18 protein-coding genes and 2 tRNA genes are annotated in these 21272 nt (G+C 42.4%); 8 read left to right on the top strand and 12 right to left on the bottom strand.

Annotated elements, in window-relative coordinates:
* Positions 1 to 70: 70 nt before the first annotated feature.
* Complete coding sequence (locus GSY63_RS04980) at positions 71 to 487, bottom strand: hypothetical protein (protein ID WP_166584724.1); 417 nt, start codon at positions 485 to 487, stop codon at positions 71 to 73.
* Positions 488 to 656: 169 nt separating this feature from the next.
* Positions 657 to 857, bottom strand: coding sequence for a hypothetical protein (locus tag GSY63_RS04985; RefSeq protein ID WP_166584725.1), 201 nt, complete (start codon positions 855 to 857; stop codon positions 657 to 659).
* 140 nt (positions 858 to 997) lie between these two features.
* Here GSY63_RS04985 and GSY63_RS04990 point away from each other — a divergent pair, with 140 nt between their 5' ends.
* Positions 998 to 2689, top strand: coding sequence for an ArnT family glycosyltransferase (locus tag GSY63_RS04990; protein ID WP_166584726.1), 1692 nt, complete (start codon positions 998 to 1000; stop codon positions 2687 to 2689).
* 170 nt (positions 2690 to 2859) lie between these two features.
* Here GSY63_RS04990 and GSY63_RS04995 read toward each other — a convergent pair whose 3' ends face one another.
* From GSY63_RS04995 to GSY63_RS05025, 7 genes are all read right to left on the bottom strand, one after another.
* Entirely contained in the window at positions 2860 to 3555 is a 696-nt protein-coding gene (locus GSY63_RS04995) for an SIMPL domain-containing protein (protein ID WP_166584727.1), read from the bottom strand.
* Positions 3556 to 3974: 419 nt separating this feature from the next.
* On the bottom strand, positions 3975 to 6125 hold the full coding sequence (locus GSY63_RS05000; RefSeq protein ID WP_166584728.1) for a S9 family peptidase: 2151 nt from the start codon (positions 6123 to 6125) through the stop codon (positions 3975 to 3977).
* Positions 6126 to 6344: 219 nt separating this feature from the next.
* Positions 6345 to 6950 (bottom strand): lipoprotein signal peptidase, encoded by a 606-nt coding sequence (locus GSY63_RS05005; RefSeq protein ID WP_166584729.1) that lies wholly within the window; start codon positions 6948 to 6950, stop codon positions 6345 to 6347.
* Complete coding sequence (locus GSY63_RS05010; RefSeq protein ID WP_166584730.1) at positions 6951 to 7340, bottom strand: TraR/DksA family transcriptional regulator; 390 nt, start codon at positions 7338 to 7340, stop codon at positions 6951 to 6953.
* Complete coding sequence (gene ileS / locus GSY63_RS05015; protein ID WP_166584868.1) at positions 7340 to 10732, bottom strand: isoleucine--tRNA ligase; 3393 nt, start codon at positions 10730 to 10732, stop codon at positions 7340 to 7342. Before ileS ends, GSY63_RS05010 begins: the two co-directional genes overlap by 1 nt.
* Before the next feature lie 462 nt (positions 10733 to 11194).
* Positions 11195 to 11971, bottom strand: a complete 777-nt coding sequence (locus GSY63_RS05020; RefSeq protein ID WP_166584731.1) for an SDR family oxidoreductase — start codon at positions 11969 to 11971, stop codon at positions 11195 to 11197.
* A gap of 52 nt (positions 11972 to 12023) precedes the next feature.
* Positions 12024 to 14375: an efflux RND transporter permease subunit gene (locus tag GSY63_RS05025; RefSeq protein ID WP_166584732.1), complete on the bottom strand. Its 2352-nt coding sequence runs from the start codon at positions 14373 to 14375 to the stop codon at positions 12024 to 12026.
* 155 nt (positions 14376 to 14530) lie between these two features.
* Between GSY63_RS05025 and GSY63_RS05030 the strand changes: the two genes are divergently transcribed.
* Together GSY63_RS05030 and recO are read left to right on the top strand one after the other, a co-directional pair.
* Positions 14531 to 14875 carry a diacylglycerol kinase family protein gene (locus GSY63_RS05030; protein ID WP_166584733.1) on the top strand — a complete coding sequence of 115 codons (345 nt, stop codon included), beginning with the start codon at positions 14531 to 14533 and terminating at the stop codon, positions 14873 to 14875.
* Positions 14876 to 14877: 2 nt separating this feature from the next.
* Entirely contained in the window at positions 14878 to 15603 is a 726-nt protein-coding gene (recO, locus tag GSY63_RS05035; RefSeq protein ID WP_166584734.1) for a DNA repair protein RecO, read from the top strand.
* A 37-nt stretch (positions 15604 to 15640) separates the two neighbouring features.
* On the opposite strand, the gene GSY63_RS05040 is transcribed toward recO, so the two are convergent.
* On the bottom strand, positions 15641 to 15913 hold the full coding sequence (locus GSY63_RS05040; RefSeq protein ID WP_166584735.1) for a hypothetical protein: 273 nt from the start codon (positions 15911 to 15913) through the stop codon (positions 15641 to 15643).
* 166 nt (positions 15914 to 16079) lie between these two features.
* Here GSY63_RS05040 and GSY63_RS05045 point away from each other — a divergent pair.
* The 5 genes from GSY63_RS05045 (at position 16080) to GSY63_RS05065 (ending at position 19735) form a co-directional block, all read left to right on the top strand.
* Positions 16080 to 16154 (top strand) — tRNA-Val (locus tag GSY63_RS05045).
* A gap of 19 nt (positions 16155 to 16173) precedes the next feature.
* The gene (locus GSY63_RS05050) at positions 16174 to 16452 is read left to right on the top strand and encodes a GIY-YIG nuclease family protein (RefSeq protein WP_208094463.1); all 279 of its coding nucleotides are present in this window, start codon (positions 16174 to 16176) and stop codon (positions 16450 to 16452) included.
* Positions 16453 to 16829: 377 nt separating this feature from the next.
* Positions 16830 to 17555 carry a hypothetical protein gene (locus GSY63_RS05055; RefSeq protein WP_166584736.1) on the top strand — a complete coding sequence of 242 codons (726 nt, stop codon included), beginning with the start codon at positions 16830 to 16832 and terminating at the stop codon, positions 17553 to 17555.
* Between the two features lie 237 nt (positions 17556 to 17792).
* Positions 17793 to 17867 (top strand) — tRNA-Val (locus GSY63_RS05060).
* Positions 17868 to 18358: 491 nt separating this feature from the next.
* The gene (locus GSY63_RS05065; RefSeq protein WP_166584737.1) at positions 18359 to 19735 is read left to right on the top strand and encodes a sigma 54-interacting transcriptional regulator; all 1377 of its coding nucleotides are present in this window, start codon (positions 18359 to 18361) and stop codon (positions 19733 to 19735) included.
* Between the two features lie 35 nt (positions 19736 to 19770).
* On the opposite strand, the gene GSY63_RS05070 is transcribed toward GSY63_RS05065, so the two are convergent.
* A complete protein-coding gene (locus GSY63_RS05070) occupies positions 19771 to 20505 on the bottom strand; it encodes a hypothetical protein (RefSeq protein ID WP_166584738.1) in 735 nt (244 codons plus the stop codon).
* Positions 20489 to 21265, bottom strand: coding sequence for an amidohydrolase family protein (locus GSY63_RS05075; RefSeq protein ID WP_166584739.1), 777 nt, complete (start codon positions 21263 to 21265; stop codon positions 20489 to 20491). The genes GSY63_RS05070 and GSY63_RS05075 overlap by 17 nt, the downstream gene beginning before the upstream one ends.
* Positions 21266 to 21272 lie beyond the last annotated feature (7 nt).

The raw sequence follows: 21272 nt of genomic DNA on the forward strand, positions 1-21272 counted from the left end.
AATCCTGATAAAAATAAAAAGGGGGACTTGCTATTGGCAAGTCCCCCTTTTTGTATCATAACTAAGATGTTTATTGCAATTCGAGATTCAACACTGCCGATTTAAACAGCATGCTGATGCTCTCGGGTAAAGAATAGTTGCGCGTACAAGTATCTGTATAAGCCGGGGTAACGGTTTCGTGCAGAAAGTAGTTTACGCCCAGGGTTTGCAAAAGGCTGTCCGTTTTACGTTCGGCCTTGGGCTTGTAACAGCAAATTTTTGTCTTATTATAGAAAGAGTTGGTGCGGATTCGTCTTAATATCCTTTCAAATTCCGGCCCGAGATGTTCGTAATCAAAAACGATAAGATCGGGGTTCATATCATACATTACCGGAAAAATTTGGCTCACACTGGTTACATGTTTTACTTCATTTTTTTTACCTATTAGCGGCTCAGAAAAGACTTCTGGCGCAACCAATAGTATTTTTTTGGCTTTAATACGGATCATTACGTTTAAATCAATTAGGAGTAATAAATATAGGTTGTAAAAAGCAGTTTGTCAACTAATTAACATTAATATAACAAACAGCACTCATTACGTAAAGTGATGGTAATAAGTTACATCCCGTTAATTGAACTTTTAATTAGGCTGTTGCCATATTGGCAATCATAAGCCCCTAAAGCTTGACCTTATCGCGACGGAGAGAATCGCTACCTAATTTTTTTGCCGTATTATTAAAAGAGACATCCAACCTGCTTTTTGGGGCCGTGCTGGTGTATTGGCTGCCGCCTAATGTAGCCGAACTGCGTTTGATATCGCATGCCGCTATGCTAAAACTGGGCACCGGTAAGGGTGCTTTGATTTTTAATTCGCTCATAGTGTTTCGTCATTAGATAAATTATTAACGACGGCTTTCTGTTAATGTTTTGTTAAGGCCGATATTCAATACTGATTATTTGATTAATTTTGCGACTCACACGGCTAACAGTATATTGCTGAGGCCGGTATATATCAAGCATGATCCATCAAAAAATTAAGGTTCCCGTTTATTTCTGGTTGTTTGCGGCGCTGTTTGTAGCCTATGTGTTCGGTTTATTTGTTCCGCTAATGGACGAAGACGCCTCGCACCACGCCAACATTGCTCTGCACATGTTTCAGCATCACGATTATGTGAATCTGGTAGATGACCTTGGTAAAGATTACCTCGATAAGCCGCACCTGCACTTTTGGCTGGCGGCATTATCATATAACATATTCGGAGTAACAGACATAGCGTATAAACTGCCATCTTTTTTGATGACGATATTAGCCGTGTATTCTACTTTTCGTTTAGCCAGGTTGCTTTACAATCACGAAACCGGCCTTGTTGCAGCCCTGATCGTTGCCGCTGCTCAAGCCGAGTTTTTGGCCAATAACGATGTACGCATGGATGCACTGCTGATGAGCGGCATCATATTGGCAACTTGGCAATTGGTTGAAGCTATTTATTTAAACAAATGGTATAACTATGTACTCGCTGCCCTGGGGCTGGCCATTGGTTTTTGTACCAAGGGTATGATAGGCTTTGTAATGCCTTGCGTTGCCTTGTTCTTTTTGCTGTTATACCAACGCAACTGGAAGCGCATGTTCGACTGGCGGTGGATAGTCGTACTGCTGCTTTGGGGCGTATTTATATCGCCATGTGTGTACTGTTATTATCTGCAATACGACCTGCATCCCGAAAAGGTAGTGCGTGGAATGGACCATGTTTCGGGTGTTAAGTTTATCCTGTGGTCGCAAAATTTCGAGCGCCTGGAAGGCAAGCATTGGGGCAAAGGGCATAAAGATTATTTCTTCTTTTTCCACACCGCACTTTGGGCGTTTTTGCCTTGGTGTCTGTTAACGTACTACGCGTTTTTTGATCGGGTTAGTTTCTTTATCAAAAGTAAATTTGCCTACGTGAAGAAGATGGAACTGCTTACCGTAGGTACCATCATCATCATATTTGCAATTATCTCTTCATCAGGTTATCAATTGCCACATTACTTAAATGTGCTGTTCCCAATTTTTGCGGTGCTTACCGCAGGCATGCTTACCCAAAAGGCCGACGAAAATAAAACCACTACCTTAAAATACAGCCTCTACACGCAATACTTTGTAGTTGGTGCAGTGATGTTTTTATTGATACTGCTTAACCTGTGGTGCTTCCCAGTACAATCGTGGCTGGTTGGTATTGTAGCAGTGGCCTTGCTGGGCTTAATGGTTTACGTAATTGCTAAAAAAACCGAAGTATTTGGAAAGATTGTAATTGTTTCAACGCTGTTGGCTTCGCTCACTAATGTGTTGCTTAACGGCAATGTGTATATGCAACTGCTTAACAAGTATCAGTCGGGTGTAACGTTGGGAAGGATAGCCTACGATAAAAAGATCCCGGATGGAACGATTTATAACTACAATATCCATAGCTCATCGTTCAACTTCCACTCGCAACATCTTACGCCAGCAATGAACGGCATTGATACGGTTAAGGCTTATGCAGATACCACCAAAAGGCAGTTCTGGATCTATACCACCGAACAAGGTAAAGATCAATTAGAGCAAGCCGGATTAACTACAACCACTGCCTTCGGCGCCGATGATTATGGTATCACCCGCCTAACTGGCAAATTCTTAAACCCGGCAACACGACAGCAGGTTTTAGAGAAGCATTATTTGCTGAAGATTAGGTAAGACAATATAGGAGTTTGTCATCCAGAGCGGCAGCGAAGGATCTTCTTCAATAGCAAAGTTCAATATACATGGCGCAGAAGATTCTTCACTACGTTCTGAATGACAACTCACTAACACAACAAAGGCCGCCAATTATTGGCGGCCTTTGTTAGTTTTATACCCTTATTTGTTTATTTCACAATCTCAAAAGTCACATTCATTTGGGAGCTTAATTTGATCTTCTTAACATCGATATCATCTGCCGGGGGAGCGGCGTCGGCGCTGGCTTTCATCATCATTACGTTAGCACGGTAAACAGGTTGAGGGTAAACATCATTCGATACTTCCTGAATATCCAATGCACTACCCAAATGATCGCCGATGGCGGTTAACAGGTAGCCTGCTTTTTCTTTAGCAGCCATCAGGGCTTTAATTTTTAAGTCCTTTTTAAGGGCTTCGATCTTGGAGTAATCGTAGCTATCGATATTGGTGCTTTGGATACCTTTGGCATCAACCTCGCTCAGGATCTGGTTATAGGCATTCAAATCGTGAAACTTGATGCGATATTGTTTGCTGGCCAGAAAATCTGGATTCTTTTTCTTTTGGGTGACATAGTTGTATGATGACAGGCTGTTGATCGTAAAATCTTCCTTAGCCACCCCCGCATCGGCAACTGCTTTTTGCAGCTGGCGTTCCAGCACATCAATAGTGGTTTTGTTTTTGCCGTCCACGTATTCTTTAAGCGAAATAGATACATAAATAATATCGGGCGTAACTTCTTGCTCAGCCGTACCGGTTACGGAAATTTTGCGGCGCATATCAACAGTTTGCGCAAATGCAGCGAATGTAAACGTAGTAAGGGCTGCTATTAAAAGTAATTTTTTCATTTGTAAAGTTTGTTTAAAGTTTAGACGAGCCGAACCTGTAAAGTGTAACTCATCAACATAAAATATAATGCTAATGTTTGGAAGTATGACTGCCGCCTTTACGAAAGGATTAATCGAGGTAATTTATCAATTAGATAATTTGTCGATTTGTTAATAGCATTCTCTGCTAAGTAGATTCTGATGACGTCCGCCTGCAACAATGCACCACTTTTATGACTTTAAAGTCCTAAAAAGTGGTGCATTGTTTTATTTGTGGGGTAATCTTTGTTTTTCAATTGTCTGTTATTCAGATAATTGAAAATCATTTCAAACGAAAATGACTTTTAAGTAGGAACACAGTGGTGCATGTGGTGCATTGCACCACATGCACCACTATAATGTGCTTCAAAATAAAAATAGCCGCGTTTGGGGAGCGTTTTTTAGTGCGTGATATACCGTTCAAAAAATTCATAAATGCGCAGCATCTGATCTATCCGCTGGCGTACATTGCCCGATCGGCTTAACTCGTGTGTGCCTCCCGGATGCTGTACATATTCTACCGGGCGGTTTAAAACTTTAAGTGCCTTATACATCATTTCGCCCTGTACAATACCCGTGCGCAAATCTGTTTCGCCATGTAGCATCAGGTATGGGGTGGTTATTTGGTTTACATAAGTAAACGGCGACTCGCGGGCCAGTATCGGTTTGATGTTTTCGTCCCAAGGGTAGCCGCCAAAGTAAGTGGGTACCAATCGCCATGCGTTACCTTCGCCAAAAAAGGTAGTAAGATCATACACCCCGCGTTGCGATGATATGGCTGCAAAGCGTTTAGTATGCCCCGCCAGCCATGCCGTTAAATAGCCCGCGTACGAGCCCCCGGTGGCTACGGTACGATCTTTATCGCCCCAGCCTTCGGCTAATGCGCCGTCGAGGGCAGCTAATACGTCTTCGGTTGGGCCGGTGCCCCAGTCCTGGTAATTGGCTTTGGTGTAATCGAGCCCGTAGCCTCCTGAGCCGCGCGGGTTAGAATAAACTACTCCATAGCCCTGTGCACAGAAGAATTGGTACTCGTGCCACATGCTGCTTTCTCCCGGCCCCCACATAGCGGTTGGCCCTCCGTGAATCTGCAGCATTAGCGGATATTTCTTATTTTGGTCGAAATTGGTGGGTTTCATTACCCAGTATTCTACTTTTAATCCCTTGCTATTGGTGTAATATTTCTTCTCGGGGAAACTTAGTTTTTTATCCTTCAGCCATTCGTAATTGAAAGAGGTAATGCGTTTAGGGGCTTTGTTATTTAGGTCGGCAACATAAAGCTCAAATGGGTTAGCTACTTCGGTTTTAACATAAGCCATCTGTGTTTTGCTGATGTCCAGTCCGCTTAAACCCTCGTCGAAACTGCTCAATTGCTCGGGCTTAAGCGTGGCCATGTTTACCTTGTATATTGGTATGCCTCCGTTTGATTGCGCGGTGAAGTATAAAAACTTGCTGTCCTTAGACCATGCAAACCCCGTAACTATTCTATCCACCGGTATTAGCAGTTTTTTACCGGGATTCTGGAAGTCGTAGATCGCCACTTGCGGAATGCTGATCTGTTTTTCGGTATCAAACTGGTAAACTACATACCTGCCCGAAGGTGAGATAGAACTATTGCTGACCGCCATATCGGGCATGTTAATCAACTGCTTTAAAGAACCGCCCGATGCAGGCATGGTATAAACTGTAGATGTGCGGCTGCGGTCGGGATTTAGAGTGGTATCGGCCATGCCGGTTAAAATAATGCTTTTACCATCGGGCGTAAAGGTTGCGCCGTTGTAGCTATGGAAGCCAAAAGTCAACGGTTTTTCTTTGGCACCTGCTTTGGCGTCGATAACCATATAATGGTTAAAATTGAAATCGGGCTCTGTTGAGGCCTCTCCTTCAAAGTTTAACTTATTGAATACCTTTACTTTGCTATCAGCCTCATCCTGCGTTAAAAACGCACGGATCTCGTCGAGGTTGCCGTTAGCGTTCTTTTTAGTTTTTGATGGTGGAAGGTTGGTTTTAAACCCAGGTTTCTCCACAGTCCAGTAGGGGGCTTTGCGTTCGGGATTTAAGATAGAATCCTTTAGCATTTCGGGGTAGGAGAGGTTCACCGAATACAATATCTTGCTCCCATCCGGCGACCACTGTGGCATACTCGCCCCGTGGCTATCGTTGGTTAGTTGTATAGGCTCCCCACCGTTAAGCGCCATTATAAATACTTGTGTTTTACCTTTTACTACACGTGTGAAGGCCAGCTCACTATCATCCGGCGACCATGCAGGCTGCCCACTGCTTAGTGCAACTGTGGTAAGTGGGCGGGCAGGTGCGCTGCCATCTGCCGGTACCAGCCAAATTTGGTTACGATATGCATATTCAGCCTTATTGGTTTCATCTGGTACGATAGAGGTAACCCTGAAAGCGATTTGTTTACCGCTATGCGAAAACGTAACACTGTTGATCTGCTTAATGCGCGTCATGTCGGTTACGGTAATGGCTTGGGTGCCTTGCTGAGCCTTGAGACTAAATAAGCTGCCGCTGAGTAGTAAAAGGAGTAAAGTCTTTTTCATGCTAAGGGATTAAGCTTAAAGATAACAGAATGATTTGAAGATGTGCTGATTTGAAAATTTGAAAATGAGATGTCGATTTGAAGTTGATGGTGTGTTGATTCGAAGATTTAAAAGAAAATGGAATGTTGGATCAAAACAAAAGAGCCATACCACAAGGGTACGGCTCTTTTAAATTTATCTTCAAATCCGCAAATTATCGGATTTTCAAATCCACAAATATTATTCTTCCAACACTTCGCTGTGCGGGCTGCTGATCTCAATTTCCTGATGTTTGAAATAGCGTTTCTGGTAAAGCAGGATCATAATTACCCCCACTGAGATAGCCGAATCGGCAACGTTAAATATCGGGCGGAAAAACTCAAAATCCTGACCAGCCCATATAGGCACCCATGATGGGAACGTACCACGAATAATGGGGAAATAAAACATATCAACCACGCGGCCCTGAAAAACAGGTGCGTAGCCATAGATCATACCGTAAACGGTAGAGTCGATAATATTACCCACTGCGCCGGCAAATATCAAAGCCATGTTCATGATCAAACCACGATGATATTTGTGTTTGATAAGGTATACAAGGCCATAGCCAATACCTACAACAGCACCAATGCGGAACAGGGTAAGCGCTAATTTGCCTAATTGGCCGCCCAGTTCCCAGCCAAAGGCCATTCCATTATTTTCGGTGTATAAAAGCATACCACGACTGCCTAAAAATTCTATACGCTCGCCGAGGTACATATGGGAGTGCACCCATATTTTAACAGCCTGGTCTACCAGAATTATAAGCAGTGCAGTGAAAAACGGTTTGGTATAAACAGCCCTCATTTAGTATTGCTTCAATTTTGCTTCCATACTTAAAGTAGTATGAGGCACAGCACGTAAACGCTCCTTTTGGATCAGTTTGCCGGTTTCGCGGCAAACACCATAGGTTTTATTTTCAATACGAACCAACGCAGCTTCTAATTGCTCAATAAATTTTTTCTGACGTGCTGCCAGTTGGTTTATCGACTCTTTTTCTAAAGTTGCAGATCCATCTTCTAAAGTTTTATAAGTACCGGCAGTATCGTCTGTACCGTTTAAGTTAGGGTTACTTAGTGATGATGCCAGGGCATTAAGCTCTTCGCGTGCACCACGGATCTTGTCTAATATTAGTTCTTTAAATTCCTGTAATTCTGAATCAGAATATCTGGTTTTTTCTGGTTGTTCTGGTTTCATTATATTTTCGTTATAGCAATCAATAATTCAACATCGTCGATAACCACGGTTTCGGCATCGGTTAAATCGCTGTCGAACTGAATGTTATCGGCTAAAATTTCGGCGCAAATATATGACAAATTGTTTTTTACCGCTCCGCTGATCAACGGATGCTCACTGAGGCGGACACTTATCTTGTCTGTAACTTCAAAATCTTTGCTCTTACGCAGGTTCTGGATACGATTTATCAGTTCCCTGGAGATTCCTTCCTGCTTAAGCTCTTCGGTAATGGTAACATCTAAAGCAACAGTTAGTTTTCCTAAAGTTGCAACTTGCCATCCCGGTACGTCTTCGGCCGAAATCTCTACTTCTGATAGCAATATAGTATATTTTCCGTCAAGTACTGCAATCTCACCCTCATTTTCTAGTCCTGAAATCTCCGCATCGCCAAAGGCGTTAATGGCGTCGGTAACGGGCTTCATATCCTTGCCTACTTTTTTACCCAGGGCTTTAAAGTTAGGTTTGATCTTCTTTTTAACAAAGCCGGCGGTATCGGTAATAAATTCTATATCCTTAATGTTGGTTTCGGTAAGGATCAAATCTTTAACGCCATCTACCTGGTGCTGAAATGATGCATCTAATACCGGCAATAAAATTTTGCTCAATGGCTGGCGTACGTTAATACCCACCTTTTTGCGAAGCGATAACACCAGCGATGAGATATCCTGTGCCAGCTGCATACGCTGCTCTAACTCAACATCAACTAATTCCTCGTTGTAAACAGGGAAGTTAGCCAGGTGTACCGACTCGAAGTTTTCTTTACCGGTGGTGCTGTTTAAATCGCCATATAAACGCTCTGCGAAGAACGGTGCGATGGGCGACATCAGCTTAGAAATAGTTACCAAACAAGTATATAAAGTTTGGTAAGCCGATAGCTTATCGTTAGAGTTGTCTGATTTCCAGAAACGACGACGGCTTAAACGTACGTACCAGTTACTCAAATGCTCGTCAACAAACTCCTGTATAGCACGGGCTGCTTTGGTTGGTTCGAAATCGGCATAAAAACCATCAACCTCCTGGGTTAAGGTGTTTAATAACGAAATGATCCAGCGGTCAATTTCCGGGCGGTCTGCCAGGGCAATTTCGGCCTCGCTGTAGTTAAACTTATCGATATTGGCATAAAGCGCAAAAAACGAGTAGGTGTTATAAAGCGTACCAAAGAATTTACGGCGAACCTCGTCTATACCCTCAATGTTAAATTTAAGGTTATCCCAAGGCGATGCATTGCTGATCATGTACCAACGCGCAGCATCTGCGCCGTATTGCTCAATAGTTTCGAACGGATCGGTAGCGTTACCTAAACGCTTAGACATTTTGTTGCCGTTTTTATCCAGCACTAAACCGTTTGATACCACGTTTTTAAACGCTACACCCGGGTTTCCAACTAATTGGTTAACTGCCTTTACTTCGTCGCTGGCTTCGCTAAGCATTACTGCTATCGCATGCAGAGTAAAGAACCAGCCGCGGGTTTGGTCAACACCTTCGGCGATGAAATCTGCCGGGTAGGCATTTTCAAATTGCTCTTTGTTCTCAAACGGGAAGTGCCACTGTGCGTAAGGCATAGCGCCAGAGTCGAACCAAACGTCGATCAGGTCTGGCTCACGGAACATTTTGTTGCCGTTTGATGAAGTAAGGATCACATCATCCACAAACGGACGGTGCATATCGTCGAGTTTAAAGCCCGCCGGCATAAAGCCTGCCGCGATAGACTTTTCGATCTCCTCGTTCATTTCGGCAATAGAACCGATACATTTTTCTTCCGAACCATTTTCCTCGCGCCAGATCGGCAGTGGGGTACCCCAATAGCGCGAACGCGACAGGTTCCAGTCTACCAGGTTTTCCAGCCAGTTACCAAAACGGCCGGTACCGGTAGCTTCGGGTTTCCAGTTAATGCTTTTGTTAAGTTCAATCAGTTTATCCTTAACGGCAGTGGTTTTAATAAACCAGCTATCCAGCGGATAGTATAAGATAGGCTCATCTGTACGCCATGAGTGCGGGTAGCTGTGCTCGTATTTCTTAACGTCGAACGCCTTGTTATCTTCTTTTAGTTTGATAGAGATCAATACGTCAGTTGGCTTAAAGCCTTCTACTGCACGTTCTTCGGCGCTATAATATTCTTCTTTAACGTAACGGCCTGCAAAATCAGTAACCTCGTCAACAAAACGACCTTGTTTGTTCACCAGTGGAACTTCCTTGCCATTTTCGTCGAGCACCATTACAGATGGTACGTTATTTTCTTTACAAGCTCTAAAGTCATCCGCACCAAAAACAGATGCAGTATGTACGATACCGGTACCATCCTCAGTGGTCACAAAGTCGGCCGGGATAACGCGGAAAGCGTTTTGCTCCAGGTCGGCATTTGTAACATAGTTCATTAACTGATGGTAGTGTAAGCCAACCAGGTCGCTGCCCTTAAATTCGGCCTTAACAACCCACGGGATTACTTTATCGCCGCCTTTATAATCTTCGAAAGACGCGTTTTCGCCTTCTGCTTTAAAATATTTGCTAACCAGTACTTTGGCCAATACAACGCTTACCGGTTGGTAGGTGTATGGGTTAAAGGTGCTGATCTTTACATAGTCGATTTTCTCGCCAATGGCAAGGGCGCAGTTTGATGGCAAGGTCCACGGGGTGGTGGTCCATGCTAAAATTACGGTATCTTCGTCAGGGCTTTCAAATAGGGTAGGGATTAAAGGGTGCTGCTCATCACTTTTTAAGTGAAACTGGGCAACAATAGAAGTATCCTTCACCATTTTGTATGTACCCGGCTGGTTCAGCTCGTGCGAGCTTAAACCGGTACCCGATTTCGGCGAATAAGGCTGCACGGTATAACCTTTATACAACCATCCTTTTTTGTAGATCTCTTTCAAGATCCACCAAAGCGACTCGATGTATTCGTTTTTGTACGTGATGTACGGATCATCAAGGTCAACCCAATAGCCCATCTTTTCGGTAAGGTCGTTCCACACGTCGGTAAATTTCATTACCTCTTTGCGGCAGGCCTCGTTATAATCTTCGATAGAGATCTTTTTGCCGATATCATCTTTGGTAATACCTAAAGTTTTTTCAACGCCAAGCTCAATCGGCAAACCGTGGGTATCCCAACCGCCTTTACGTTTAACCTGGTATCCTTTAAGCGTTTTATAACGACAGAAAATATCTTTGATAGAGCGCGCCATAGCATGGTGAATGCCCGGCATGCCGTTGGCACTTGGTGGACCTTCGTAAAAAGTATAAGGGTTATCTGCCGGACGGCTGCTTACACTTTTTTCAAATATGTTGTGCTGTTTCCAGAACTCCAGTACATCCTTGCCTATCTGGGGTAAATTAAGTTGCTTATATTCCTTGTACATCAATGTGTTCGCCTCAATTTTAAGAGGTGCAAAATTACGGAAATTATATCTTAAAAAGGAATTGCCCTGCCTAATTCCCTATAAAGCAAAGGCATCCTGTAAATGAAGGATAACAGACTACAAAAAAAGCCCCCCGGTTTTCGGAGGGCTTTTCTATATCGTTGATCTATATAGTTATATCACCCTCCATTTGTTGCAAATGGCAGTAATAATAATTATAATGATGTTATGGCGCTGTAGTGTCATTTTTACAATATGCAAGGTAGGGATTAGCGTGAGTTTCTGCAAATAATAAATTTCAAACCTTTAATTGCTGTCGCAAGGTTAGCATAGCGTAACTTGTGATACGACAGTTGAAAGCTTTCAGCTTCCGTAAGGTGGAACCTTAACCAAGTGCTACCACACCGATGGCAATCGGGGTCGTAGTGTATGTGCTCCCCTTTTAGGGGGCTGGGGGGCGTCTTAATATATTGCCCTGCTTGCACCGCCATCAACCTGCAAAGTTGTACCGGTAATATAAGATGCTTGCTCGGAAGCCAAAAAGGCCACGGCTGCTGCAAATTCTTCAGGTTTGCCGATGCGACCCAGTGGGATGCTGGCGGCTTTTTGCTTAATGGCCTCGTCCGGGTCCTGATCTTTGGGAATGGTATGCTTGATGCGATCAGTTAAAATTAAACCCGGCGCCACGTTGTTTACCGTGATATTATAAGGGCCAAATTCATCGGCCATCATTTTGGCCATGCCTACAACGCCCATTCGCATGGCGGTTGAAAGAACGGAATTAGTTAAGACTGATTTAATAGAACCGCTAACCACATTAATGATACGGCCGGAATCTGACTTTTTAAGATAGGGCAGTGCTAACCGGCTGTTGCGCGCAAAGGCCAATAAAATATCATCGAAAGCTTTTTTCCAGGCCTCGTCGTCAAAGTTCTCAAACTTATCAAAGGGCGGGCCCCCGGTGTTGTTGATCAGGATGTCGATGGCTCCAAATCGCTCAACTGTTTGCTCAATCAGCGACTTGATATCCGCTGGATTAGAAACATCGGCAGCAATGGCTGTTACGCTTCGGCGGGTTTCTTCTTTAATCTCAGCGGCGGTGGCATCCAGTTGTTCCTGGTTGCGCGAACTAATGATCACGGTTGCACCTTCGTCGGCCAGGGTGGTAGCAATAGCTCTGCCCAGGCCTTTGCTGGCAGCTAGTACAATGGCTATTTTATTGCTTAGTTTTAAATCCATAAGTTGATTTAATAGGGACTATAGCAATAACAATAATCAGCGTAGCTTGTTCTTATAAAGCGGGTGCTTCCATTTCTGCAAGCGGCTCTGCAATGGCTTCTGTTTTCTTATTGCGTTTCTCTAAGCTAAGTAAAAAAGCAGGAAGTAGCGTAAGGTTAGTGATCATTGCAATTAACAAAGTGATCGACAATAAAATACCCAATGCTACTGTGCCTCCAAAGGTAGAAGCCGCAAAAATACCAAAGCCAAAGAACAACACCGTTGCAATATAGATCATACTTACACCCGTTTCGCGAATGGTATCTGAAACCACCTGCGAAATGCTCTTTTTACCATTGTGCAACTCCTGACGGTAGCGGGTTAGGAAATAGATAGTTTGATCGGAAGAGATCCCCATTGCAATGCTGAAGATCAATATCGTCGACGGCTTCAACGGGATGCCAAAGAAGCCCATAATGCCGGCAGTAATAATCAATGGGATTAAGTTAGGCAATAACGAGATCAACACCATTTTCAGCCCGCGGAACAGAATCCACATAATAATACCGATCAGGAAAATGGCCAGGGCCAAACTTTCGTATAAGTTTTTAATCAGGTAGTTGTTGCCCTTTACAAATATGACACTGCTACCCGTAAGCTCTACATGGAAGTTTTTTGGGTTGAAGATAGAATCAATGCGTGGTTGCAGTTCGGTAAAAAGACTATTCAGTTTTTTAGAGCCGGCATCAACCATCTGGAAACTAATGCGGGTGGTTTGTTTGGTGCTGTCCAAATAGTTCTTCAGCATATTGGTGCCTTTACCCGAGTTGGCTGCGTAGCTTAAAATAAAGTTTTGCTCTAAGCCATCAGGTAAACGGTAAAACTCTTGTTTGCCGCCATAAAATGCCTGGGTGCTGAATTTAAGTACTTGTATTAATGATAACGACTTACTAAACTCTGGGTACGACGAGATCAGGTCTTCCAGTTTTTCTACCTTGCGCATTACAGCAAGATTGGTTAAGCCATTTTTATGTTTCGACTCCACGCTAACCTCAAGAGGTAATACTCCTTTAAAGCTGCTTTCGAAGAAACGAAGATCGCTTAATATGGAGCTGTTTTTAGGTAAATCGTCAACTATATAGCCGTTTACATTAATGCGGCTCATGCCATAAAAGCATATCATAACTAATATGGTAGTGCCTATATAAATAGCTGGACGGGCGTTTTGCACCAAATAGTCTATCTTCTGCAAAAAGAAGCTGATAAACTTTCGGTCTTTAATACCGCTTTGACGTTGCTTTGGCGCTGGCAAGTAACTGAATATAACTGGTATCAACACCAAACTTAAAGCAAATGTTGCCATAATGCTTAGCGAGGCAACCAGGCCAAATTCCATCAAGATCTGGCTGTTGGTAAAGCATAACACGCCAAAGCCGATAGCCGTAGTAACATTGGCAATAAAAGTAGTAATGCCCACTTTCTCTATCACAATGTACAGCGACTTCATTTTGTCGCCCGTTAAGGCAAACTCGTGATAATATTTATTAAGGATAAAAACACAGTTAGGGATACCAATAACCACTACCAATGGAGGGATAATGCCAGTAAGCAACGTGATGTTAAAATGATTAAGCACTAACAAGCCCAGGCTCCATATTACACCCAACACAACCACAAAAACCGGGAAAATAACTGCGTAGGCCGTACGAAAGAACAGCAGCAGAATAATAGCAGTAATCAGCAACGATAAACCTAAGAATAAAGCAAACTCGTGCGATACCAGATCGCTTACAACAGTGCGGATTAACGGTAGGCCAGAGGCGTGTACCTGTATGTGGTGTTTTTGCTCAAAAAGTTTACCCTGGCGCATAATCTCGTTAATAACCGGGATTCGGGCAGGGGAGTTAACTACCTTGTTATCAAAAGTAATGGCCATTAAGGTCGACTTGTGGTCTTCACTCAACACTAGACCGTCATAAAACGGCAGTCCTAAGATTTGGTTACGAACGCTATCTAATTCCTGATCCGAAGTTAATTTATGGGTGATCAGCGGTTTTAAAACAAATCTGTGCTGAACGGTATCTTTGGTAAGGTTGTAAATATTAGCCAGCGAAACCACAGCCTTAATGCCGTTAAGGTGTTGTACGTTTAGGCCTAACTGATACCAGTCGTTAAAAAGATCTTTTTGAAAAAGGTTGTCGGACTTGATGCCTAAAACCAGTGCTGTACCATCCTGCCCAAATTTTTTCTGAAATTTGGTGAACCTGATATAGGCAGAATCTGTTACCGGCAATACTTTGCCTGCATTGTAAGTAAGCTTTACCTGGCTGGCCTTGAAGCCCATAAATGCACTAAGCAGAGTAACTATGATGATAACCGCTAAACGGTTTTTGAGGATGAGGTCAGCAATCTTTTTCCAGATCATGCTTTATTAAATAGTAATGAACAAATAAGGCGGCAAAACTACAAAAATATTCAAATGAGGCGTTTGGCTAATGAGAATGTGACAATGCGTTGGCATTGGGTTGTCTGTTGCCGGTTATCTGTTGTCTGTAAATAAGAATATGTATTTTTGGATTGATGAAGAAACTGATCCGGGGATTTGGTTATGCCTTTAAGGGTTTGGCATATGCTGCGCAAACCCAGTTAAATTTCAGGATACACCTGGGCGCTATGCTTATTGCGCTGGCATTGGGTTTCTATCTTCATATTTCTACCGCCGAGTGGTGCTGGATAGTGGCCTGCATTGCTGCCGTATTGATAACTGAATTGCTGAATACGGCAATAGAGATTTTGGTAGACCTGGTTTCGCCCGAATACAATGCAAAGGCCGGGCATATTAAAGATGTATCTGCTGCTGCAGTTTTAATAACAGCGATATTCGCCGCTATCGTGGGTGCCATAATTTTTATCCCGAAATTTTAATCATGCTGCACAAAACCCTCGGAATAGTTTTTAAGGTAACCGATTACCAGGAGAGTAGTGTAATTGTACAGGTGTTTACCGAGAAATTCGGGATGCAATCTTACATCATTAACGGCGTGAAGAAACCGAAAGCCAAAATATCACGTAATATTTTGCAACCCTTGCATTTGCTGGATATGGTGGTTTACCATAAAGGTTACGACACCGTGCAGCGGATAAAAGAACTTAAAAGCGCAGTAGTTTTGCAAACCATTCCTTACGATGTGGTGAAAAGCAGCATTGTGATATTCCTAAACGAGGTGCTTTACAAGTCGGTAAAAATGCAGTCGCCCGACGAGCAATTGTTCGAGTATATTTTTCATTCTATCGAATGGCTGGATAACCGCCAGGGCAACCTGGTTAACTTTCATCTGGTGTTTTTGGTAGGTTTAACGCGCTATCTTGGTTTTTACCCGGATGATAGCAATACCGCAGGGTGCGATTATTTTGATATGAAAGATGGTGTGTTTACCCGTTATAAGCCTGATGGTGTACAATATCTGTCGCCGCCACATACTCAAAACTTTAATGCGCTTTTAAAATTTAACTACGATGATATGCATCAGCTTAAATTAAATAACGATGAGCGACGTTACCTGATTGGTAAGCTAATGGATTATTACGCGCTGCATATAGAGGGTTTTGGCAACATCCGCTCTAACGAGATATTGGAAGAAGTATTAAGCTAAAAAAGCCGGCAAAATTTGCTTGCCGGCTTTTAAAATATTATTTGCCCGGTTCTGCAACCACGCTGCCCTGGGCATCTTGCCCAAGCACGGTTTTGCGTATAAAATCAATATTAGATGGCGGTAGCTCTGGGCCGGAAGTTTGTATTAACGAGCCATCTGGTTGTATTTCCAGGTCTGCATTGATGTTGTTGTCTATATGCAGATGTAAAATGTTGCCTTCTTTATCTACTGTGCATTCCAATTCGCGATCAGAATAACTCATGCTGAACTTTTTTTTGCCATCAGGAGTGTTATTTGTGTTGTCGGTCATAGCGTTGGTGTTTATTTTTATAACAGCTTTGGTCTGCCGATGTTTTGTCTTTAGTTTGTTGATTAGATTTAAATCGCAGTAAATGAGTTGATTAAAATGTGATATGGATTTTTTGAAAATTTATTTTGAATAATAAATCAAGGTTTCTATATTTGCATTCCCAAAAGGGAGCATAGCTCAGCTGGTTCAGAGCATCTGCCTTACAAGCAGAGGGTCACAGGTTCGAATCCTGTTGCTCCCACATCAAAAGCCTAACAGAAATGTTAGGCTTTTTTGTTGACCTAATCTTTATGTATCACATTTATATTCTTCACTCTGCAATACTCGATCGCTATTATATTGGCTCTACACAGAACGTAGCAGAGCGGTTGCGCCGTCATTTGAGCAATCACAAAGGTTTTACAGCCCGTGCATCTGATTGGGAGTTGGTTTATCAGGAAAACTTACCAAATTGGGAATCGGCCCTGATGAGGGAAAAGCAAATAAAAGGTTGGAAAAGCAAGCTAATGATTCAAAAACTAGTTAGCCAGAGAGCATAGCTTAGCTGGTTTAGTGCATCCCGATTTTACATCGGGAGTGGTCACAGGTTCGAATCCTGTTGCTCCCACATCAAAAGCCTAACAGAACTGTTAGGCTTTTTTGTTAACCTAACTTATCACAAGTTTATAGGTTGTTTAGTTTGACAATAGAGATGTTCTATCCGCTCTGGTTTTAAACTCAAGCTTCTGTGCTTGCTGTTTTGTTCTTTTCTGCTAACTATGAGAAGATTAGCCCTAATAGATTTGTAAATAAATCCCATGTTAAATGCGAACAGCGCAGCCTCCTACTTGCTAACCAAATCATAACACACTTATTACAATATAATGAAGCACAAAATGTAGGTACTAAGGTATATTAGTATATAAACTTAAAACCTATGAAAAAGCTACTTATCATTTCTTTATCCGCTATGGCTATGTTCTCAGCCTGCAGTACTTATCAGATGAACACTGTTAGCAGTACTAATACCCAACACGACGATAAGACCGGGGAATTTAAATTCGAGAACGATTCCATACGAATTGTTTATTCTTTTGCCGGCGAAAATGCTCCAATACACATGAATATTTATAATAAGCTTAACGAGCCGGTTTATGTAGACTGGGAACGCTCTGCATTAATTACCGGCGAACGCAGTTACAGCTATGCCGACGAAACGGTACAGATAAGCGGCGATGCTACCAGTACCTCTATCGGAAGAGGGCTTACATTTTCAAATTCAAGCATTAACGCCCAGGCAACGTTGCCTAAAAATGTTGCCTTTATTCCGCCGCATACCCAGATTAGTAAAACGGCCTCTAAAATTAACGGCCATTTCTTTCAATATATTTCCGATAGCGCTTTCGTGAAAACCAAATTGGTATCCAGTTTCGGCGCTACTGGCTTAAATGCAAAAGTGGCGCAGTTCGATAAAGCTAATACACCGCTGTTCTTCAAAAATTATTTAACAGTGTACACGCTAAATGGAAACACGCCAAAGCTTGCAACTTATCAAAATGATTTTTATGTGTCGAAAGTGGTTCGGTCGTCGCAAAGTCCGGAGAATTTTGAATTTTATCAGGGCGGAAGAGGCGATTTTTTTACCAATAGTGGAGGTAATTAAGCATATATTCATTATAAAAACAAAACCCTTTGAGCTTATTATCAAGGGGTTTATTGTTGTGTTAGCTTTTTTTATAAGTATAGGCTTGTAATATAAATTATAGCGTTTATATTTGCAGTCCCCAAACAGCTGGGGAACGATGCTGCACCGGCAGAGCTACCCGTCGATTAATCGGGTCTGCTAGGAAGGCATTCAACATATATCGTAAGTGTTTCCTCTGGGAAATGTTTACGAAACGGGAGCTTAGCTCAGCTGGTTCAGAGCATCTGCCTTACAAGCAGAGGGTCACTGGTTCGAATCCAGTAGTTCCCACTAGAAGCCTAACAGAAATGTTAGGCTTTTTTGTTGAAGATACTTTGCTGCGGTTCGGCGGTCAGGGCATCCCGATTTTACATCGGGAGCGGTCACTGGTTCGAATCCAGTAGTTCCCACTAGAAGCCTAACAGAGATGTTAGGCTTTTTTGTTGAAAATACTTTGCCGCGGTTTGGCGATTAGGGCATCCCGATTTTACATCGGGAGAGGTCACTGGTTCGAGCCCAGTAGTTCCCACTGGAAGATTAGGAGTGTAATTACTTCAGCCACTTGATATTGATTTTTATTTTTAATTGTTATCTACTATCTTTATAAATATCATCAAGACTACTCCGCAGTTTTAGAGCCTACTTTTTAATTTAAACAGTTGGCGTCTCCGCGATCTTCTTTGCAACTAACCACAATTTAAGAATCAGTAAATCCATAACCGGCAAGAAAATACCTTCTTAGCAGTTCCTCCATCACTCGCTTAACCTCAACTTTAGTTACTGTGATCGAAAACTTCCATATCTTTCATCAAAGGAGATTTGTTTCTCTATCAGATACAAGAAATGATCAATCGATTTTTTTGGAAAATTACTGTGAATCAAAAAAAAACTTTCCATTTTTTCCTTTTGTAATTTTCTGCGATCATACCCCTGAAAGGCAGGAACTGGAAAGCTTGTTAAGCAACTGCGATACTTATCCAACGAATTTAAAATCTATTATCCTTATCCTAAATAAGCGACTTACCAGTGATCTTGCTAATCATCTTCAACTGTTATCAACAGGTATTGATGACATTATTGAGTGGACAAATGAAAAAGAAATTGTCTGTTATCTTGAATCAAAGTTTAAACGAATTAAACTTATAGACGAAGCACTGAAATCACCGGAAGTAAAAAATTGTCTTATTGGCGACAGTATGATATGGAAAAACTTCCTTCACGAAATAGCAGAAACTACGATATTTTCCAATGCTTCTGTTTTATTGATCGGCGAATCCGGAACGGGTAAAGAATTAATTTCAAAGATGATTCATGCACTGGACAATCGCCCGGATAAGAAAAAATTGATTATTGTGGACTGCACCACCATTGTTCCGGAGTTATCGGGCAGCGAGCTATTCGGGCATGAACGCGGTTCTTATACAAACGCTATACAATCAAGAGAAGGCGCATTTGCGCTGGCAAACGGAGGCTCACTTTTCTTAGATGAAATTGGAGAACTACCTATAATGCTGCAGGCGGAATTATTACGTGTATTACAAGAAGGCACCTATAAAAGAGTTGGCAGCAACAACTGGCAAAAAACCAGCTTCCGGCTGATATGTGCTACCAACAGAGATTTAAAAGTATTGGTTGAGGAAGGAAAATTTCGAAAAGACCTATTTTTCAGAATCTCTGATTGCCAATTCCATGTTCCCTCGCTGGAAGAAAGGCGGGATGACATACCGGTATTGGTAAATCATTTTTTATCTCAATTTTTCGATAAAGAAAAATGCCCCGATGCAGATAAGCCAGTGATGGAATATCTTTTAAAAAGAAAATATCCAGGCAATGTGCGCGAACTTAAACAACTGGTACAACGCCTATCTTTAAAACACATCGAGCATAAAAAGATAACCATAGGCGAAGTCCCTCCCGAAGATAGGGGCGCGTTATGCATAGATACTAACCAAGTCGAAAAAAACAGCATAAATGTGTTTATCCGTAAAGCGTTGTTAAGTGGCGAAAACTGGTGGAACCTCAAAAATAAGATATCAGAAACTGCCATACAGGTGGCACTGGAGTTGGAAATTAACAACAAGCAAAAAGCCGCAGAGCGGCTTGGTGTAGATGTAAGAACGGTACAACAATATGTTAAGAAGAAGGGCATTTCGACTTAAAGCAGTTTGTTACCCCGATAACTAGCTAACTTTTATTATTGAGTCCACTTTCCGGATTGATCAAATTGTCCGTTTCCGTAAAGTTTTAATTCAAGTATATAAATATCATCGTTAAAGATAGGCTTGCTAAAACGGTAAACAAAGGTTACAGAAACGGCGGCAATTGGTTGTACTCCATTAATTATATAACTGGCTGCGTCTGGCATTATTTCCCCCGTAACACTCAGCCCCCAGCCTAAGGCATCATTGGTGTTTGTGTTTACCATAGAAATACTACCGATGGAATAGCCATTGGTCCAGTATCGCACTTCAAACCGGGCTGAAATTTTTTCCATACCAAAAACATTCAGCCTGCTTTGTTTAACAGCTATAGTACGTTGCACCCATTGCCCGGCATTTTGATAACGCGCCTGATCAAATGGCGATTTTATACCATCGAGTTTTTGTAAGTTCCAGCTGATATCTCCCTGGTTGCTAAAAATATCTTTGAGTATCGTATATCCAAGAGAAGCGGCCGCAATTGCCGGGCCCACAACGGGTATGGGAGGCGCAACCTCGCCCTGAAGGCCCCTTGGCGCCTGGATCCGAATGGCACCAATCCGGATTTTTTTGTGAACGGGGCCCCGTATAATCCGATTGTTTGAAGAGGAACTTCCTCTTTGTGGGGGATAACCCGATTGATTTGGCATCTCAAATTCGGGAGACAATTCGTATCCTAACTCCTGGTTATAATTTTCATACTCAGGGTTAAACTCATATTGTTGTTGCATGGTTATGGTTTTTAGTGTAAAGTGATCTGTTTACGTTCGATTTAATTAACCTTAAAAAATTCCTTCCTAATATCATATCTTCCGCTTCGCCTGATAAATGAAGTGCATAGATCTTGGTAAGTTCTACACCCGGGTGAATCCAGGGGCCATCACTGCCAAACAAAATCTTTTCCGGCCCAGCTCGTTGCAAAGCTTCCTGCAGTACATCAAACCTCCTCACGGCAGAAGTATCCGTGTAAATATTTTTATACCTTTCTAAAATACTGATAAAGCCAACCTGTGCCTTCCAGTCGTCGGCAAAACTGCTTAAGTGCGGGATTATAAAGTTTACTTCCGGATATTCGTTCGCAATTAGTTCGACCGGACCTAATTCGCCCATGGGGTCGTATAAAACCGGTATCTTAAACTTCTTAGCTGCTTCGCATATCTCCCGGGAAATCCTTGCATCATAACGGTGCACCTTCAGCCCGCAGAAATTGTAATTTAAGACTGCAGTTTTTACCATTTCGTAAACCTTGCCAGCATCCCTAACTGCGTGAATAAAAGCAAAACCGTAAAAGCGGTCGGGACTTTGATTAACTATTTGTGAGACCCCATAATTCGCTCGGGAATAATTGGAATGGAACGCAGCGAAAAGATTGGTTTTAGTGATACCATATTCGTCGGCCCACATTAAATAATCTTTTAATGATGCACTGGTATCCCATGGTCCAGTTAGCCCATCTCCTTTTCCCGCGTGGCAATGACAGTCAATAATCATGGCGTTT

Source organism: Mucilaginibacter agri, from assembly GCF_009928685.1.
Taxonomy (GTDB): Bacteria; Bacteroidota; Bacteroidia; order Sphingobacteriales; family Sphingobacteriaceae; genus Mucilaginibacter; species Mucilaginibacter agri.

What these genes read in the sequence shown, in the direction of transcription:
- GSY63_RS04980 (WP_166584724.1), bottom strand. Translation starts at nt 487, where the DNA reads ATGATCCGTATTAAAGCCAAAAAAATACTATTGGTTGCGCCAGAAGTC.
- GSY63_RS04985 (WP_166584725.1), bottom strand. Translation starts at nt 857, where the DNA reads ATGAGCGAATTAAAAATCAAAGCACCCTTACCGGTGCCCAGTTTTAGC.
- GSY63_RS04990 (WP_166584726.1), top strand. Translation starts at nt 998, where the DNA reads ATGATCCATCAAAAAATTAAGGTTCCCGTTTATTTCTGGTTGTTTGCG.
- GSY63_RS04995 (WP_166584727.1), bottom strand. Translation starts at nt 3,555, where the DNA reads ATGAAAAAATTACTTTTAATAGCAGCCCTTACTACGTTTACATTCGCT.
- GSY63_RS05000 (WP_166584728.1), bottom strand. Translation starts at nt 6,125, where the DNA reads ATGAAAAAGACTTTACTCCTTTTACTACTCAGCGGCAGCTTATTTAGT.
- GSY63_RS05005 (WP_166584729.1), bottom strand. Translation starts at nt 6,950, where the DNA reads ATGAGGGCTGTTTATACCAAACCGTTTTTCACTGCACTGCTTATAATT.
- GSY63_RS05010 (WP_166584730.1), bottom strand. Translation starts at nt 7,340, where the DNA reads ATGAAACCAGAACAACCAGAAAAAACCAGATATTCTGATTCAGAATTA.
- ileS (WP_166584868.1), bottom strand. Translation starts at nt 10,732, where the DNA reads ATGTACAAGGAATATAAGCAACTTAATTTACCCCAGATAGGCAAGGAT.
- GSY63_RS05020 (WP_166584731.1), bottom strand. Translation starts at nt 11,971, where the DNA reads ATGGATTTAAAACTAAGCAATAAAATAGCCATTGTACTAGCTGCCAGC.
- GSY63_RS05025 (WP_166584732.1), bottom strand. Translation starts at nt 14,375, where the DNA reads ATGATCTGGAAAAAGATTGCTGACCTCATCCTCAAAAACCGTTTAGCG.
- GSY63_RS05030 (WP_166584733.1), top strand. Translation starts at nt 14,531, where the DNA reads ATGAAGAAACTGATCCGGGGATTTGGTTATGCCTTTAAGGGTTTGGCA.
- recO (WP_166584734.1), top strand. Translation starts at nt 14,878, where the DNA reads ATGCTGCACAAAACCCTCGGAATAGTTTTTAAGGTAACCGATTACCAG.
- GSY63_RS05040 (WP_166584735.1), bottom strand. Translation starts at nt 15,913, where the DNA reads ATGACCGACAACACAAATAACACTCCTGATGGCAAAAAAAAGTTCAGC.
- GSY63_RS05050 (WP_208094463.1), top strand. Translation starts at nt 16,174, where the DNA reads ATGTTAGGCTTTTTTGTTGACCTAATCTTTATGTATCACATTTATATT.
- GSY63_RS05055 (WP_166584736.1), top strand. Translation starts at nt 16,830, where the DNA reads ATGAAAAAGCTACTTATCATTTCTTTATCCGCTATGGCTATGTTCTCA.
- GSY63_RS05070 (WP_166584738.1), bottom strand. Translation starts at nt 20,505, where the DNA reads ATGCAACAACAATATGAGTTTAACCCTGAGTATGAAAATTATAACCAG.
- GSY63_RS05075 (WP_166584739.1), bottom strand. Translation starts at nt 21,265, where the DNA reads ATGATTATTGACTGTCATTGCCACGCGGGAAAAGGAGATGGGCTAACT.